Origin of the sequence: Nocardia sp. JW2, assembly GCF_051843015.1 — a bacterium.
Classification (GTDB): domain Bacteria; phylum Actinomycetota; class Actinomycetes; order Mycobacteriales; family Mycobacteriaceae; genus Nocardia; species Nocardia coubleae.
Window position 1 is genome coordinate 42,734 of record NZ_JBPXLK010000001.1, and the last position, 14,871, is coordinate 57,604.

A 14,871-nucleotide genomic window follows, 5' to 3' on the forward strand; every position below is an offset into this window, starting at 1 on the left:
AGATTAACGCCGAATCCCGGGTCCGGCAATGCCGATGGCGCGGTAGGTTCGCGCCATGAGGATTCGTGGAGCCGTTCTCGAACGTGTCGCCGATCCGGCGCCGTTCGCGCAGTCGCGGCCGATCACCGTGTGCGAACTGGAGTTGGCCGAGCCGGGTGACGGCGAGTTGCTGGTGCGGATCGAGGCCGCCGGGCTGTGCCATTCGGACCTGTCGGTGGTCGACGGCAACCGGGTGCGCCCCGTGCCGATGCTGCTCGGCCACGAGGCGGCGGGCATCGTCGAAGCGATCGGCGCCGGTGTCGAGGATGTGACGGTGGGGCAGCGCGTGGTGATGACGTTCCTGCCCCGCTGCGGCGACTGCGCGGGCTGTGCCAGCAACGGCCGCACACCCTGTGGGCCCGGCAGTGTGGCCAACAACGCGGGTGAGCTGCTCGGTGGTGGGCGGCGGCTGCGCCGCGACGGCGAGGACGTGCACCATCACCTGGGGGTTTCCGGGTTCGCCACGCACGCCGTGGTGGATCGGCGGTCGGTGGTCCCGGTCGACGCCGACGTGCCACCGGAGGTGGCCGCGGTCCTGGGCTGCGCGGTACTCACCGGCGGCGGCGCGCTGCTCAACGCCGCGAAACCCGGTGCGGGAGACCGGATCATGGTGGTCGGTCTCGGTGGTGTCGGGATGGCGGCGGTGCTGGTCGCGGTGTCGCTCGGGCTGGGCGAGGTGATCGCCGTCGACACCGTGCCCGAAAAGCTGGCGCTGGCAAGAGAATTCGGCGCCACCGCCGCCTTCACGCCCGCCGAGATCGTCGACAAGGGGGTGAATGCCGACGTGGTGATCGAGGCGGCGGGCAACGTGCGTGCGTTCGAAACCGCCGTCGCCGCGACGGCTCCCGGTGGTGTCACCGTGACGGTCGGGCTGCCCGCACCCGATGCCACCGCCACGATCTCCCCGCTCGCACTGGTCGCCCAGGGCCGAACCATCATCGGCAGCTATCTCGGCTCGGCCGTGCCCGCCCGCGACATCCCCGAGTACGTGCGGATGTGGCGGGCCGGGAAACTGCCGCTGGAACGACTCGTGTCGGCGCGCATCGGACTCGACTCGGTGAACGAGGCCATGGACGAACTCGCCGCGGGCGCGGCGCTGCGGCAGGTGATCGTTTTCGGTTGACCTCGGCGTCCCCGGCCGGTGCCTGCTCGATAGGCTTGCGGACAAGCGGAAACGACGACGAGGAGATGCGGTGACCATTCGGGTCGGAGTGCTCGGAGCACGCGGCAAGGTCGGGCAGGCCATCTGCGCGGCGGCGGAGGCGGCGGCCGATCTGGAGCTGGTGGCTCAGGTCGACAAGGGTGACGCGCTGGAGGCGTTCACCGAGACCGGCACCCAGGTCGTCGTCGACTTCACCCACCCCGATGTGGTGATGGGCAACCTGAAGTTCCTGATCGAGAACGGCATCCACGCCGTGGTCGGCACCACCGGCTTCGACGAGTCGCGGCTGGCCGAGGTGCGCGGGTGGTTGGCGCAGCGTCCCGAGGTAGGGGTGCTGATCGCGCCGAACTTCGCCATCGGCGCGGTGCTGTCGATGCGGTTCGCCGAGCAGGCGGCGCGGTTCTTCGAGTCGGTCGAGGTCATCGAACTGCACCACCCGAACAAGGCCGACGCGCCCTCGGGCACCGCCTACCGCACCGCCGCGCTCATCGCCGCCGCCCGCGACGAGGCGGGGGTCGGGCGCAGTCCCGACGCGACGACGGCCGAACTCGAGGGTGCGCGCGGCGCCGATGTCGACGGGGTGCGTGTGCACTCGGTGCGCCTGGCCGGGCTCGTCGCCCACCAGGAAGTGCTCTTCGGCACCCAGGGCGAGACGCTGACCATCCGTCACGACTCCATCGACCGCAGCTCCTTCGCCCCCGGCGTGCTGCTCGGGGTTCGGGAGATCGCCGGACGGCCGGGCCTGACCGTCGGGCTCGACCCGTTCCTCGACTTGTGAGCGCCGATCCGGTGACCCAGGCCGAGCCGAACCGTCAGGTCGTGAAAACCGTTGCGCTCGTTGCCTTCCTGGTGCTGGCGCTGGTGTTCTACTTCGTCCGCCTCGGTGGCCTTGCCATCGCCTACATCGCCGACGGCAAGCCGGCGGGCATCGCCATCGGCATCGGCATGCTCTTGCTGCCGATCGTCGGCGTGTGGATCGTGTGGACCACCTTGCAGGCGGCCCTCGATCATCAGCGCCTGGCCCGGCGCATCCACGAGGAGGGCCGCGAGGTCGACACCTCGCAGCTGCCGCGCCGCCCGTCCGGCCGCATCGAACGCGACGCGGCCGATGCCCTGTTCGCCGAGATCAAGGCCGAATGGGAGGCCGATCCGGACAACTGGCGCAGCTCCTACCGCCTGGCTCGCGCCTACGACTACGCCGGTGACCGCACCCGCGCCCGCGAAACCATGCGCCGCGCGGTGGCACTGGAGAAACTGGAACGCGACGGAAAGTAGCTCATGGCCCGGTTGCTGATCGTCCACCACACCCCCTCGCCGCACACGCAGGCGATGTTCGAAGCGGTCCTGGCCGGTGCCACCGACCCGGAGATCGAGGGCGTGGAAGTGGTGCGCCGAGCCGCGCTGGCCGTCACCGCCGTGGATGTGCTGGAGGCCGACGGCTACCTGCTCGGCACCCCGGCCAACCTCGGCTACATGAGCGGCGCCCTCAAACACGCCTTCGACACCATCTACTACCCGTGCCTGGACTCCACCCGCGGTCGGCCCTACGGGCTGTACCTGCACGGCAACGAGGGCACCGAGGGCGCCGAGGCGAGCGTCGAGCGGATCACCACCGGGCTCGGGTGGACGCGTGCGGCCGCGCCCGTGGTGGTGTCGGGTCCGCCGGGCAAGGCCGAACTGGAACGCTGCTGGGAGCTCGGTGCCACCATCGCCGCAGGTCTGATGGGGTAAATGCGCGTCGCCCCGAATTCTGGTGGCTGACATCACGGCTCCCGATACGGTAGAACTCGACTCCGACGTGTTGCGGGCTGGCCGCGGATGGGTGTTCGAGATGGGGAGTGGTCGGTGACCGAGGTGCATAGGGTGCGACGGATCGGGTTGGTCGAGGACCACGAATCGGTGGCGATCGGGTTGGCCGCCATGCTCGGCCCCGAACCCGACCTGGAACTGGTCGCCACCGCCGAGACCGTCGCGGGCTTGCTCGCCGACGCCGACGACCTGGACCTGGTGGTGCTCGACCTGCGCCTGCCCGACGGATCGAGCCCCGAGGACAACGTCACCGCGCTGCGTGAGCGCGGCATCGAGGTGCTGGTGTTCACCGGCGCCGACAACGCCTTCCTCGTCCGCTCGGCCGCCAAGGCGGGCGTGCTCGGCGTGCTGCGCAAGTCCGAGGGCGCGGCCACCGTGGTCGATGCCGTGCGCCGCGCCGCCTCCGGCGAACAGGTGGTCACCACCGACTGGGCCGCCGCCATCGACGGCGACCCGCAACTGTCCGACGTGGGTCTGAGCCCGCGCCAGGAGGAAGTGCTCATGCTCTACGCCTCGGGCGAGAAGGCCTCGCGCGTGGCCCGCCTGACGGGGCTGTCGGAACAGACCGTCAACGACTACCTCGGCCGCATCCGGCAGAAATACGCCGACGCGGGCAGGCCCGCGCCCACCAAGACCGACCTGTACAAACGGGCCGTCGAGGACGGGTGGCTGCCCGTGCCGGAGAGGCAGCAGCGCACGTGAGCACCGCGGTCGCCGCCGCGCCCGCACCTGTCGCCGAGATCGACCTGTCACACGCGGCGACCGATCAGATCCTGCGCAGGCTCGGAGTGGTCATCGGGATCGGTGCGCTGATCGTGATGATGCTCGAATTGCCCGCGGTGCTGGTGCAACCGGTCTACCTCGCCCGCTGGCCCGAGATCCACCTCGTGTCGGCCTATGTGCTGTTCGCGGTGCTGGCGATCGTGTCGGCGCGCGGTCCGGTGCGCGCCATCCGGCGTGCGGCCGGAGCCGCCGCGGTGGTCTATCTCGCGGCGGCGGCGGTGACACCGCTGCTGTACTCGGTGACCTACATCGGCTCGTTCGCGTCCTGGCCCTACCGGGGGCTGGCCGTCGGTGCGCTGGCGGCCGGTCTGGCATGGCCACGGCGGGTGGCTGCGGTCTTCGTCGCGCTGCTGGCGACGGTGGCCGCGATATCGAATGTGCTGGTGATCCCGGGCAGTTCGATGTGGACGCTGGTCGGGGACATCACCCGGGCGCTCGGTGTGGCCGCGCTGTTCCTGTGGTGCGTGGTGTACGCGCGGGCCGCCGCCGAACGAGTCGACCGGGAGGCCATCCGGCAGCGGGTGCGCGCCGCGACGGTCGCGGCGACCACCGCCCGCGAACGCGAAGGCGCCCGCTTCGCCGCTCTCATCCACGACGCGGTGCTGTCGACCCTGCTGGAGGCCTCACGCAGTGCCGGGTCGACGCCGGTGCTGCGCCGCCAGGCCGCGCGCACCCTCGAACAGCTCGAACAGTCGCGCAACGCCCCCGAGATCGACCACTTCGACGCCGCCGCCACGGTCGAGTTCCTGCGCGACGCGGTGCGCGAAGTGGATCCCGAACTGCCCGTTCAGGTTTCCTCACGCGGTGCCGACCTGCGGCTGCCGGTGGAATCGGCGCGGGTGCTCGGCGCGGCACTCATGGAGGCAGTGCGCAACAGCTTGCGCCATGCGGGCACACCCGGTCGCACCGTCCGGCGTGGCTTGTCGGTGACCATCGCGACCGGCGGCATCCGGGTGGTGCTCACCGACGACGGTGTCGGCTTCGACCCGGCTCGCGTCCCGGCCGACCGGATGGGCATCACCGGCAGCATCCTCGGCCGCATGCGCACCCTCGCGGGCGGCGCGGCGTTCGTCGAGTCCTCGCCCGGCGCGGGCACCGTGGTCACCCTGGTGTGGGCCAGCGATGGCTGAGCGCGACCTGCCCTTCGGGATGCGCGACCTGTTCGGCCTCAGCGATGGAACCGCCTGGCTGTTCGTCGTCATCTTCGAAGCGACCATCGTGATGCACCTGCGGGTGAACTTCGGCATCGCCCCACTACTGCCCGCCACGGCCGCGCTGCTGTTGATGGCGGCGGCCGCGCTGGTGGTGCTGGTGTTCCCGATGGATCCGCTGCCCTGGCCGCCCACGGTGTTCGTCGCGGCCGCCGGACCGATGGCGATGGCGCTGACCGTGCCGTGGGTGCAGAACCCCTCGGGCTTCTCCAATCAGCTGTGGACGGCCTATCCCACTTCGTACCTGCTGGCCATGCTCGTCCTGCGCGGGCGGGTCGGTGCGGCCTGGCTCGGCGTGGCCGCGGCCGCCTCGGTGCTCATGACACTCGGGGTGTTCACCGACTGGCACGCGGAAACCGTGGTGCGCGCGCTGACCCCGATCGCGACCGTCGGCGCGGTGACGGTGTTCATGGCCATCGTGCGGCCCACTCAGCGCTCGCTGCGCGAGCTGGGATCGCAGGCGAATCTGCGCGCCGCCACCGAGGCGGCCCTGCACGCGGCGACCGCCGAGCGGGACCGTCAGCTGGTCCGGCTGGACCAGGTGGCGGGCCCCATCCTGACCCGCATCGCCGAGGGCCGCGAACTCACCGACGACGAACGCGAACAGTGCAGGCTGCTGGAAGCCGAACTGCGCGACGGGTTGCGCGCCCCCGAACTGGTCACCGAACGCCTCAGCGCCGCCGCCCGAGGGGCGCGGGCGCGCGGCGTGGAGGTGACACTGCTCGACGACGGTGGCTTCCGTGGTGTCCCGGAATGGGTGCGGCGCAATGTGATCGACGCCGCCGTCGAGGCACTCGACGCGGCCCGGGCGGGCACCGTGACCGTGCGGGTACTGCCCATCGGTAGGCGCTGGGTGGCGACGGTGCTGGCCACCGGACCCGACGGTGACCGGCGCACCGAGATCGATACCGCCGGTGACGTGCGGGTTTCCACCTGACCCGAACCTGTCGTACCCCTGTGCCAGGGTGGTGGCATGCAGCGGATGAATGCGGCGGCGGCCCGGCGGATCGCGCTGGCCGCCCAGGGTTTCGGCAAACGCCGCCCGGCCAACCCCAAACGGCGGGCGATTCTCGATGTGGTGGCCAGAACCCGCCTGCTGCAACTGGATTCGGTCTCGGCGGTGGTGCGCGCCCACTACGCGCCGGTGTTCAGCCGGATCGGCCCCTACGATCGCACCCTGCTCGACGGCGCCGCCTGGAGCGACAGCCCACGTGCCAGGCGCGGGCTCGTCGAGTACTGGGCACACGAGGCCGCGCTCATCCCGGTCGCCGACTGGCCGCTGATGCGGTGGCGCATGGCCGAATACGAACACGGCCGGTGGGCGGGCATGCGCAAGGCAGCCGAACGCAACCCGACGCTCGGCAAGGACATCCTCGACGTGGTCACCGAGGTCGGTGCGGCCAGCGCCCGTGAGATCGAACGACACCTCGAACTCGACAAGCCGCGCCCCAAGGGCACCTGGTGGAACCTCAGCGACACCAAACTGATCTGCGAGCAGCTGTTCGCCGCGGGCGAGTTGTCCACCGCGCGCCGGGTCGGGTTCACCCGCCACTACGACCTCACCGAGCGCGTCGTCCCCGCCGACATCCGTGAGCGCGAGATCGCCGAAGCCGATGCGGTGCGGGAACTGGTGCGCCGCGCGAGCCGGGCGCTCGGCATCGCCACCGAGCCCGACCTGCGCGACTACTACCGGCTGCACCGCCGCCAGAGCGCCCCGGCCATCGCCGAACTCGTCGACGCCGGCGAACTCGTGCCCGTCGATGTCGACGGCTGGGACGCACCGGCCTACCTGCACCCGGAGGCGAGTATCCCGCGCCGGATCACCGGTGCGGCTCTGCTGTGCCCGTTCGACCCGCTCATCTTCTTCCGCCCGCGCACGCAGCGGATCTTCGACTTCCACTACCGCATCGAGATCTACACACCCGAACCCCAACGGGTGCACGGGTATTACGTCTTCCCGTTCCTGCTCGACGGCAAGCTCGTCGGCCGGGTAGACCTGCGCGCCGAACGCGCGACCGGGCGGCTGCTCGCGCCCGCCGCGTTCGCCGAGCCCGGCCACGCCACCGCGGAGACCGCGCACGCCCTGCGCGGCGCGCTGCGGGAGATGGCGGACTGGCTCGAACTCGACGAGGTGGTGATCGGCGAACGCGGCGACCTGGCCCCGCTGTTATGACCGGGTGCGTGTCACCACTTCTGCCCGCGCATCTGATCGCGCAACGCGCCGGTGACCGCACCCGAGAGCCACGAGTTCAGTGACTGTCCGTTCTGCTGGGCGGCTTCCTCGGCGCGGGACTTGAGCTGTTCGACCAGACGCAGGGTGACACGGCTGATGTCACCGGTCATCTCCTCGAAGGTCGGGGGTTCGGCGTCGTCGCCGGACGTGTTCTTGCGCACGTCGGCCACGACGTCGGTGCCGTCGAGACGCACGTGCACGGTGCGGTCACCGAGCACGGTACTGATCTCGGCGGCCAGTTCCGACAGCGCTGACAGCAGCACCAGCCGGTGCGAGCTCTCCACCGCTGCGGCCAGTGCGGCGGCGGTGGCCTGCGTTTTCTCGTCGCCGAGAGCCGCGGCGGCGAGCAGTTCCTCGCGCAGCCGCGCGGTGTGAGCGTTCAGATCCATGACATCAGCATGACGTCACATATGACATCACGCAAGGAAGGCGACCCCTACCGGCCGCGACTTCGGCCGCTAGGGTGTCGAGGCTCTCGAGCCGACCGGGTAGCCTTTCTGACCATGACGAACGGTGAATCGACGCCCACGGAGCTGCACGCATCCGGCACGGTAGGTGTCGCGATGGTGACCCCCTTCAGCGCTGCGGGCAAGCTCGACGTGGACGCCGGGGTGGCACTCGCCGCTCGCCTGGTCGATCGCGGCGTCGATCTGCTCGTCGTCTCGGGCACCACCGGCGAGTCGCCGACCACCACCGAATCGGAGAAGGTCGACCTGCTGCGTGCCGTCGTCGACGCCGTCGGCGACCGGGCCACCATCGTGGCCGGTGCCGGAACCTACGACACCGCGCACTCCATCGAGCTCTCGCGCGCCGCCGAGAACGCGGGCGCGCACGGCCTGCTCGTGGTGACCCCCTATTACTCCCGGCCGACACAGGAGGGGCTGATCGCGCACTTCACCGCGGTCGCCGACGCCACGTCGCTGCCGGTGACGCTCTACGACATTCCACCGCGGTCGGTGGTGCCGATCGCCATCGACACGATCCGATATCTGTCCGAGCATCCGAACATCGTCGCCGTGAAGGACGCCAAGGGCGACCTCGTCTCCGGTGCCGATCTCATCTCGAGCACCGGACTGGCGTTCTACTCCGGTGACGACGGGCTCAATCTGCCCTGGCTCTCGGTGGGTGCTGTCGGATTCATCAGTGTGATCGGGCATCTGGTGCCCGAACGCCTGCGCGAGATCCACCAGGCCTACACGGCCGGTGAGGTGGCTCGGGCCAGGGAGCTCAACGCGACACTGCTGCCGCTGTACGCGGCCATGACCCGCCTGGGAGGTGTGGCGATGTGTAAGGGAGGACTTCAATTGCTCGGGATCGACGTGGGTGAACCACGGTTGCCCCAACTGATGCCGACGCCGGCTCAGCTCGACGAGCTGGCGCTGGATCTGCAAGCCGCGGGGGTGACCGCGTGACCGAACCCACTGGTCGTAAGCCCCGCCGTCGGGCCGCGTCGCGTCCCGCGGGCGCGCCGGAACCCACCCCGGCCGAAACCGTGCGCGAGACCCAGCCGGTCGCCGCGCCGCCCGTGGCCGAGCAGCCTGTTGCCGCACCCGCCGCGGTCGAGCCGGTCGCCGAGATCGTCGCCGAGGCGGAACTGACGGCCGAGGCCGAGTCGGTACCCGAGGCGCTCGAGATCGCGCAGGACCGCGCCCCAGCGAAGAAGGCGGCGTCGCGTCGCGCCAAGGCCAAGCCCGCCGAGCAGGCCGCAACCCAGCAGCCGAACCGTCGCGGTGGCGGCGGTGGCCGGGGCAGGCAGGGTGGCCGGGGTCGCGGTGACGCGCAGGCCGAGCCGCGCGAGAAGGCGGCTCAGGACAAACTGGGTCTGCCGCCCAAGCTGCCAAAGAACGGGCTGCGCGTGTTCGCGCTCGGCGGCATCGGCGAAATCGGCCGCAACATGACCGTTTTCGAATACAACGGCAAGTTGCTGATCGTCGACTGCGGTGTGCTGTTCCCCGAGGACCAGCAGCCCGGCGTCGACCTGATCCTGCCCGACTTCCGGCCCATCGAGGACCGGATGGACGACATCGAGGCGATCGTGCTCACGCACGGTCACGAGGACCACATCGGCGCGGTGCCGTTCCTGCTGCGCATGCGCCCCGACATCCCGGTGATCGGCGCCAAGTTCACCCTCGCCCTGGTCGCGGCCAAGGCTCGTGAGCACCGCCTGCAGCCGCGGCTGCGCGAGGTCGCCGAGGGTGAGACCACCGTGCACGGGCCGTTCGAGCTCGAGTACTTCGCGGTCAACCACTCCATCCCCGACGCGCTGGCCGTGGCCATCCGCACCCCGGCGGGCGTGGTGCTGCACACCGGCGACATCAAGCTCGACCAGCTGCCGCTGGACGGCCGCCTCACCGACCTGGCCGGTTTCTCGCGCCTGGGCGACGAGGGCGTCGACCTGTTCCTGGTCGACTCGACCAACGCCGAGGTCCCCGGCTTCGTCACCCCCGAACGCGAGATCGGCGGAGTGCTCGACAATGTGATCGGCAAGGCCCGCAACCGGGTGATCGTCGCGTCGTTCGCCAGCCACGTGCACCGCATCCAGCAGGTGGTCGACGTGGCCCAGAAGCACAACCGCAAGGTGTGTTTCGTCGGCCGCTCGATGGTGCGCAACATGCAGATCGCCCAGGATCTCGGCTACCTGTCGGTGCCCGACAACGTCGTGGTCGAGATGGATCAGGCGGCGAACCTGCCCGGCAACCGCCTGGTGCTGATCTCGACCGGTTCCCAGGGTGAACCGCTCTCGGCGCTGGCGCGGATGGCCCGCGGCGACCACCGCCAGATCAACATCCGCGCCGACGACCTGATCGTGCTCGCGTCCTCGCTGATCCCCGGCAACGAGAACTCGGTGTTCGCCGTGGTCAACGGCCTGGCCCGGCTCGGCGCCACCGTCATCACCCAGCAGAGCGCCAAGGTGCACGTCTCCGGGCACGCCTCGGCCGGTGAGCTGCTGTACCTGTACAACGCGGTGCGCCCGACCAACGCCATGCCGGTGCACGGCGAATGGCGTCACCTGCGCGCCAACGCCGCGCTCGCGGTGGCCACCGGTGTGCCGGAGGAGCGGGTCGTGCTCGCCGAGGACGGGGTCGTGGTCGACCTGGTCGACGGCATCGCCTCCATCGTCGGCCGGGTCCCGGTCGGGCACGTCTACGTCGACGGCCTCTCCGTCGGTGACGTCGGCGAGTCGACGCTGTCGGACCGCCTGGTCCTCGGTGAGGGTGGCTTCATCTCGATCGCCATCGTCATCGACGCCACCACCGGCAAGGCGGTGAGCACCCCCGAGATCAACGGGCGTGGTTTCTCCGACGACCCCACCGCCCTCGACGGTGCGAACGAGCTGGTCGAGGCGGAGCTGCTCCGCCTGGCGGGCGAGGGCATCACCGACACCCACCGCATCGCCCAGGGCGTGCGCCGGGTGGTCGGCCGCTGGGTCGCCGACACCTACCGTCGCCGCCCGATGATCGTGCCGACGGTCATCGGCGTCTGACCCACGAGATGCGAAAACCGCCGGGTGACGTTGTCGCCCGGCGGTTTTCGTCGTTTCTCAGGCCTGGCAGGCCGCGGAGTCGAGCTTGGCCGACTTCACGATGTTGCAGGCGAAGGTGTGCGACACCTTCCACGACTCGTCCTCGGCGACGAAGTCGATGAAGGCGTCCTGCACGGGCTGGCCGTCGATGGTGACATCGGCGTCGGCCTTGAGCTTGCCGTCGGCGGGCTCACCCACGTTGGTGATGGAGACCTTCACATTGTTCTTCTTCGCGGCGTCGACGAACTTGTCGACCAGCATCGGGTCCTGATCGGCGTCCTCGATGTAGGTCTTCTTCTCGTCGGCGGTGAGCTGGCCGCTCATCGCCTTGGTGAGCCGCGCGTTGAGTTCCTCGACGGTCGGCTTGGGCAGGTTCGGCGGGGTGGTCTCGGCAACGTCGCCGCCTTCTTCCTTGTCCTGCTTGGCCGTACCGGACTCGAAGGCGGCCGCGGTGGTGGTGGCGCCCGCGCTGCTCGACTCGGTGTCCGAAGAACCGCACGCGCTCAGGCCCAGCGACGCGACGAGCGCGACGAGGACGGCGGCGGTCTTGATCGGTCGGTTGTTCACTACAACTCCCATGATGGTGGTCGAAACGGTCGGGCTAGAGCTGGTAACCGCTGGTGCAGTTCCAGTGCTTGATCGAGGCATTGCCCGGATTGCGGTTCAGCGCTTCGCGTTTGGCGCCACCGATGGTCGAGGCCGAGCCGTAGCTCCACCAGCCACGCGAGATCGCGATGGCTCCGCAGCCGTTGCGGTAGGAGACCTTCACGTCGCAACCACCGCCGCCACCGCCGCGCCGGCAGGCGGCCATGGCGCCCGCCTCGGCATCGGCGTAGCTGCCGTAATCGGTCGCGTACCCGTACACCCCCGAATTGACCGACGCCGCGATGGCGCCGTAGTAGCCCGACTGCGCCTGCGCCGGTGCGATGTGCCCCGCGAACATGGTCGCGACGGTGGCACCCAGCACGGCCGCGCTGGTGAGCATTCTCTTCACTTGTTCCCCTTCATACGCATGGGTCGACGACCCGATGGAGCGCAGTCAAAGTACCGAGCGGTGTGCTGCCCGCGCCACCGCTGGCCGCCCAGATCGGCCGAAATGCTGGAAATCGGTAAGGATTCGGTAAGCGACGGGCCGCGAAACGCCCTCGATCCGGGATTTCCGCGCGTTGACCGGCGGGCCCGCGACCTGCGGGTCCGGCGCGTATCGGCGGTCACATCACCGGTGGGACCAGTGTTGCGGATGGTCTCGATGGTGTGCGAGCGGCTAGCCTGATCGTCATGGCAGGTAAGTCCCGCAGCACCACGACCTCTCGTGCGCGGGCGGGATCGAGCAGGGGGCAGACGCCGTCGGCGCGGTCTCGTTCGACGACACCGCGAGCGTCGTCGGCCGCGCGTGGGCGAACCACCCCCGCCCGCAGACCCGTCAAACGCGCCTCGAACACCGCACCGCTTGCCGTCATCGGCCGGGGCGTCACCAGCGGCTGGACGATGCTGGCGCGCGGTCTCGGTGCCACCACCCGCACGCTGAGCCGTGCGGGCGAACTCGAACACGGGCATCGTCGCGACGGGATCGGCTTGGCGCTGATCGCGTTGAGCGTGATCATCGCCGCCGCGGTGTGGTTGTCGGCCGGCGGCCCGGTGGGGCGTTTCCTCGAGGACGTCGTGCGCGCGATCGCCGGGTCGGCGGCCGCGGTGGCGCCGCTGCTGTTCGTGGCGATCGCCGTGGTGCTGATGCGCACCGAACCGCATCCGGAGATCCGGCCACGGCTGGTCCTCGGCGGGCTGCTGGTGATCCTGCCCGCGCTCGGCATCTGGCATCTGGCGGCCGGGTCACCCACCGACGCGCACGGACGTTCGCGTGCCGCGGGCGCGCTCGGCTACGCCATCGGCGGCCCGCTCGGCCAGGGCCTCACCCCGTGGCTGGCGATGCCGATCCTGTTGCTGGCCATGGTATTCGGTGTGCTGTTGCTCACGGGGACCACGGTGCGCGAGGTGCCGTCGCGGTTGCGCGAATACTTCGGTCTCGGCGAATACGCCGACGACAGCGACCCTTACGACCCGGCCAACTACGACGCCGACGGATTCCCGGTGCACCGCAACCGGTCCCGACGCGGCGCGGCGTCGGCGGCCGACGATTTCGCCGGATCCGACGCGGTCACCGAGTCGCTGGGCGAGCCGCCGCTGCGCGATGCCAAACCCATCGTCGACGAGCCGCCCGCCCCCGCGCCGAAACCGGCCCGCAAGCGCCCGGCTCCCGCACCCGTCGACCAGACGCCGCCGCCACCACCGGAACCGGAGTTCGTCACCGACCGCGTGGTCGACGGCGACTACTCGCTGCCGCCGCTGAGCCTGCTGCTCGACGGCGACCCGCCCAAGAAGCGTTCGGCCGCCAACGAATCGATGATCGAGGCGATCACCGAGGTCCTGGTGCAGTTCAAGATCGACGCCGCGGTCACCGGATTCGTGCGCGGGCCGACCGTCACCCGGTACGAGGTGGAGCTCGGCCCCGGCGTGAAGGTCGAGAAGATCACCGCCCTGGCCCGCAACCTCGCCTACGCCGTGGCCACGGAGAACGTGCGCCTGCTCGCACCCATCCCGGGCAAGTCTGCGGTGGGTATCGAGGTGCCCAACGCCGACCGCGAACTGGTCCGTCTGGCCGACGTGCTCAAATCGCCGCACACCCGCAACGACCACCATCCGCTGGTGATCGGCCTCGGCAAGAACATCGAGGGCGAGTTCGTCTCGGCGAACCTGGCCAAGATGCCGCACCTACTGGTGGCGGGTTCCACCGGTTCGGGTAAGTCCAGCTTCGTCAACTCGATGCTGATCTCGTTGCTGCACCGGGCCACCCCCGAAGAGGTCAGGATGATCCTGATCGACCCGAAGATGGTGGAACTCACGCCCTACGAGGGCATTCCGCACCTGATCACGCCCATCATCACCCAGCCCAAGAAGGCCGCCGCCGCGCTGGCCTGGCTGGTGGAGGAGATGGAACAGCGCTACCAGGACATGCAGGCCAACAAGGTCCGCCACATCGACGACTTCAACAAGAACGTGCGCTCGGGCAAGATCACCGCTCCGCTCGGCAGCGAACGGGTCTACCGGCCCTACCCGTACATCCTCGCGATCGTCGACGAGCTGGCCGACCTGATGATGACCGCCCCGCGGGACGTCGAGGACGCGATCGTGCGGATCACCCAGAAGGCGCGTGCGGCGGGCATCCACCTGGTGCTGGCCACCCAGCGGCCCTCGGTCGACGTGGTGACCGGCCTGATCAAGACCAACGTGCCCTCACGGCTGGCCTTCGCCACCTCCTCGCTCACCGACTCGCGCGTCATCCTCGATCAGCCGGGCGCGGAGAAGCTGATCGGCATGGGCGACGGCCTGTTCCTGCCGATGGGCGCCGGTAAGCCGACCCGTCTGCAGGGTGCCTTCATCTCCGACGAGGAGATCCAGGCGGTCGTCGAGTTCAGCAAGACCCAGGCCGAACCGGAGTACCAGGAGGGCGTCACCGCCGCCAAGGCGGGCGAGACCAAGGATGTCGACCCCGATATCGGCGACGACATGGACGTGTTGCTACAGGCGGTGGAACTGGTCGTCACCTCACAGTTCGGCTCCACCTCCATGCTGCAGCGCAAACTGCGTGTCGGTTTCGCCAAGGCGGGCAGGCTGATGGACCTCATGGAGACCCGAGGTGTCGTCGGTCCGAGCGAGGGCTCCAAGGCACGCGACGTGCTGGTGAAACCCGACGAGCTCGATGGTCTGCTGTGGTCGATCCGTGGCGGTGATCCGGCGGATTCCGGGGACGGCGAATAGCGCACTGCTGGTTTGCTCTGACCGTGCCGTCAGCGAGCGGCGACGAACGAGGAGGGACCGGGGCGCGGGGTGCCGATCGCGGGGAGCGGCCGGAGGCGGGCTCGGGTCAGCTGCCGATGCCCGCGCGCGACACGCGCTGCGGTCGCGCGGCATCCTCGGACAGCCGTGACATCGCGGCGAAATGGTCGTACTCGGCGGTCACGGCTGACTCCTCTCGCGGTGCCGGTGGGTGGTCGATGTGTCGACGGTAGCAGCGGCCGTGACGAGGCGAAACGGGTTTTCGGCTCGGCTACCG

At 70.0% G+C, this 14,871-nt stretch carries 14 protein-coding genes; 11 read left to right on the top strand and 3 right to left on the bottom strand.

Translation table 11 applies throughout. The features are described from left to right. Nucleotides 1-55 precede the first annotated feature (55 nt). The 8 genes from ACSVDM_RS00145 to ACSVDM_RS00180 all read left to right on the top strand — a co-directional run bounded on the left by ACSVDM_RS00145 (nucleotide 56) and on the right by ACSVDM_RS00180 (nucleotide 7,177). Nucleotides 56-1,162 carry a zinc-binding dehydrogenase gene (locus ACSVDM_RS00145; RefSeq protein WP_439261818.1) on the top strand — a complete coding sequence of 369 codons (1,107 nt, stop codon included), beginning with the start codon at nucleotides 56-58 and terminating at the stop codon, nucleotides 1,160-1,162. A gap of 70 nt (nucleotides 1,163-1,232) precedes the next feature. Continuing rightward, the gene (gene dapB, locus ACSVDM_RS00150) at nucleotides 1,233-1,979 is read left to right on the top strand and encodes a 4-hydroxy-tetrahydrodipicolinate reductase (RefSeq protein WP_067492687.1); all 747 of its coding nucleotides are present in this window, start codon (nucleotides 1,233-1,235) and stop codon (nucleotides 1,977-1,979) included. Beyond that, entirely contained in the window at nucleotides 1,976-2,476 is a 501-nt protein-coding gene (locus tag ACSVDM_RS00155; RefSeq protein WP_439261820.1) for a hypothetical protein, read from the top strand. The genes dapB and ACSVDM_RS00155 overlap by 4 nt, the downstream gene beginning before the upstream one ends. A gap of 3 nt (nucleotides 2,477-2,479) precedes the next feature. Beyond that, nucleotides 2,480-2,932, top strand: coding sequence for a flavodoxin family protein (locus ACSVDM_RS00160; protein ID WP_357145474.1), 453 nt, complete (start codon nucleotides 2,480-2,482; stop codon nucleotides 2,930-2,932). An 87-nt stretch (nucleotides 2,933-3,019) separates the two neighbouring features. Continuing rightward, nucleotides 3,020-3,712: a DNA-binding response regulator gene (locus ACSVDM_RS00165; RefSeq protein WP_439261822.1), complete on the top strand. Its 693-nt coding sequence runs from the start codon at nucleotides 3,020-3,022 to the stop codon at nucleotides 3,710-3,712. Beyond that, nucleotides 3,709-4,923 carry a sensor histidine kinase gene (locus ACSVDM_RS00170; RefSeq protein WP_357145477.1) on the top strand — a complete coding sequence of 405 codons (1,215 nt, stop codon included), beginning with the start codon at nucleotides 3,709-3,711 and terminating at the stop codon, nucleotides 4,921-4,923. Before ACSVDM_RS00165 ends, ACSVDM_RS00170 begins: the two co-directional genes overlap by 4 nt. Continuing rightward, complete coding sequence (locus tag ACSVDM_RS00175; RefSeq protein WP_439261825.1) at nucleotides 4,916-5,941, top strand: hypothetical protein; 1,026 nt, start codon at nucleotides 4,916-4,918, stop codon at nucleotides 5,939-5,941. The genes ACSVDM_RS00170 and ACSVDM_RS00175 overlap by 8 nt, the downstream gene beginning before the upstream one ends. 36 nt (nucleotides 5,942-5,977) lie before the next feature. Next, nucleotides 5,978-7,177: a winged helix-turn-helix domain-containing protein gene (locus ACSVDM_RS00180; protein ID WP_439261827.1), complete on the top strand. Its 1,200-nt coding sequence runs from the start codon at nucleotides 5,978-5,980 to the stop codon at nucleotides 7,175-7,177. A gap of 11 nt (nucleotides 7,178-7,188) precedes the next feature. On the opposite strand, the gene ACSVDM_RS00185 is transcribed toward ACSVDM_RS00180, so the two are convergent. Beyond that, nucleotides 7,189-7,626, bottom strand: coding sequence for a hypothetical protein (locus ACSVDM_RS00185; RefSeq protein WP_439261829.1), 438 nt, complete (start codon nucleotides 7,624-7,626; stop codon nucleotides 7,189-7,191). Nucleotides 7,627-7,740: 114 nt separating this feature from the next. Between ACSVDM_RS00185 and dapA the strand changes: the two genes are divergently transcribed. Both dapA and ACSVDM_RS00195 read left to right on the top strand, forming a co-directional pair. Next, nucleotides 7,741-8,649: a 4-hydroxy-tetrahydrodipicolinate synthase gene (gene dapA / locus ACSVDM_RS00190; protein ID WP_067636353.1), complete on the top strand. Its 909-nt coding sequence runs from the start codon at nucleotides 7,741-7,743 to the stop codon at nucleotides 8,647-8,649. Then, nucleotides 8,646-10,721 carry a ribonuclease J gene (locus tag ACSVDM_RS00195; protein WP_439261831.1) on the top strand — a complete coding sequence of 692 codons (2,076 nt, stop codon included), beginning with the start codon at nucleotides 8,646-8,648 and terminating at the stop codon, nucleotides 10,719-10,721. The genes dapA and ACSVDM_RS00195 overlap by 4 nt, the downstream gene beginning before the upstream one ends. A 57-nt stretch (nucleotides 10,722-10,778) precedes the next feature. On the opposite strand, the gene ACSVDM_RS00200 is transcribed toward ACSVDM_RS00195, so the two are convergent. Continuing rightward, nucleotides 10,779-11,327: a hypothetical protein gene (locus ACSVDM_RS00200; protein ID WP_067636350.1), complete on the bottom strand. Its 549-nt coding sequence runs from the start codon at nucleotides 11,325-11,327 to the stop codon at nucleotides 10,779-10,781. A 34-nt stretch (nucleotides 11,328-11,361) separates the two neighbouring features. Continuing rightward, nucleotides 11,362-11,745, bottom strand: coding sequence for a DUF4189 domain-containing protein (locus tag ACSVDM_RS00205; RefSeq protein WP_357146661.1), 384 nt, complete (start codon nucleotides 11,743-11,745; stop codon nucleotides 11,362-11,364). Between the two features lie 293 nt (nucleotides 11,746-12,038). On the opposite strand from ACSVDM_RS00205, the gene ACSVDM_RS00210 reads away from it, so the two are divergent. Then, nucleotides 12,039-14,576 carry a DNA translocase FtsK gene (locus tag ACSVDM_RS00210; RefSeq protein ID WP_439261833.1) on the top strand — a complete coding sequence of 846 codons (2,538 nt, stop codon included), beginning with the start codon at nucleotides 12,039-12,041 and terminating at the stop codon, nucleotides 14,574-14,576. Nucleotides 14,577-14,871: the final 295 nt, after the last annotated feature.

Excerpts from the sequence above, each read along its gene's own strand:
- ACSVDM_RS00210 (WP_439261833.1), top strand. The coding sequence starts at position 12,039 with ATGGCAGGTAAGTCCCGCAGCACCACGACCTCTCGTGCGCGGGCGGGA.
- ACSVDM_RS00185 (WP_439261829.1), bottom strand. The coding sequence starts at position 7,626 with ATGGATCTGAACGCTCACACCGCGCGGCTGCGCGAGGAACTGCTCGCC.
- dapA (WP_067636353.1), top strand. The coding sequence starts at position 7,741 with ATGACGAACGGTGAATCGACGCCCACGGAGCTGCACGCATCCGGCACG.
- ACSVDM_RS00145 (WP_439261818.1), top strand. The coding sequence starts at position 56 with ATGAGGATTCGTGGAGCCGTTCTCGAACGTGTCGCCGATCCGGCGCCG.
- ACSVDM_RS00205 (WP_357146661.1), bottom strand. The coding sequence starts at position 11,745 with ATGCTCACCAGCGCGGCCGTGCTGGGTGCCACCGTCGCGACCATGTTC.
- ACSVDM_RS00160 (WP_357145474.1), top strand. The coding sequence starts at position 2,480 with ATGGCCCGGTTGCTGATCGTCCACCACACCCCCTCGCCGCACACGCAG.
- ACSVDM_RS00165 (WP_439261822.1), top strand. The coding sequence starts at position 3,020 with ATGGGTGTTCGAGATGGGGAGTGGTCGGTGACCGAGGTGCATAGGGTG.
- ACSVDM_RS00175 (WP_439261825.1), top strand. The coding sequence starts at position 4,916 with ATGGCTGAGCGCGACCTGCCCTTCGGGATGCGCGACCTGTTCGGCCTC.
- ACSVDM_RS00180 (WP_439261827.1), top strand. The coding sequence starts at position 5,978 with ATGCAGCGGATGAATGCGGCGGCGGCCCGGCGGATCGCGCTGGCCGCC.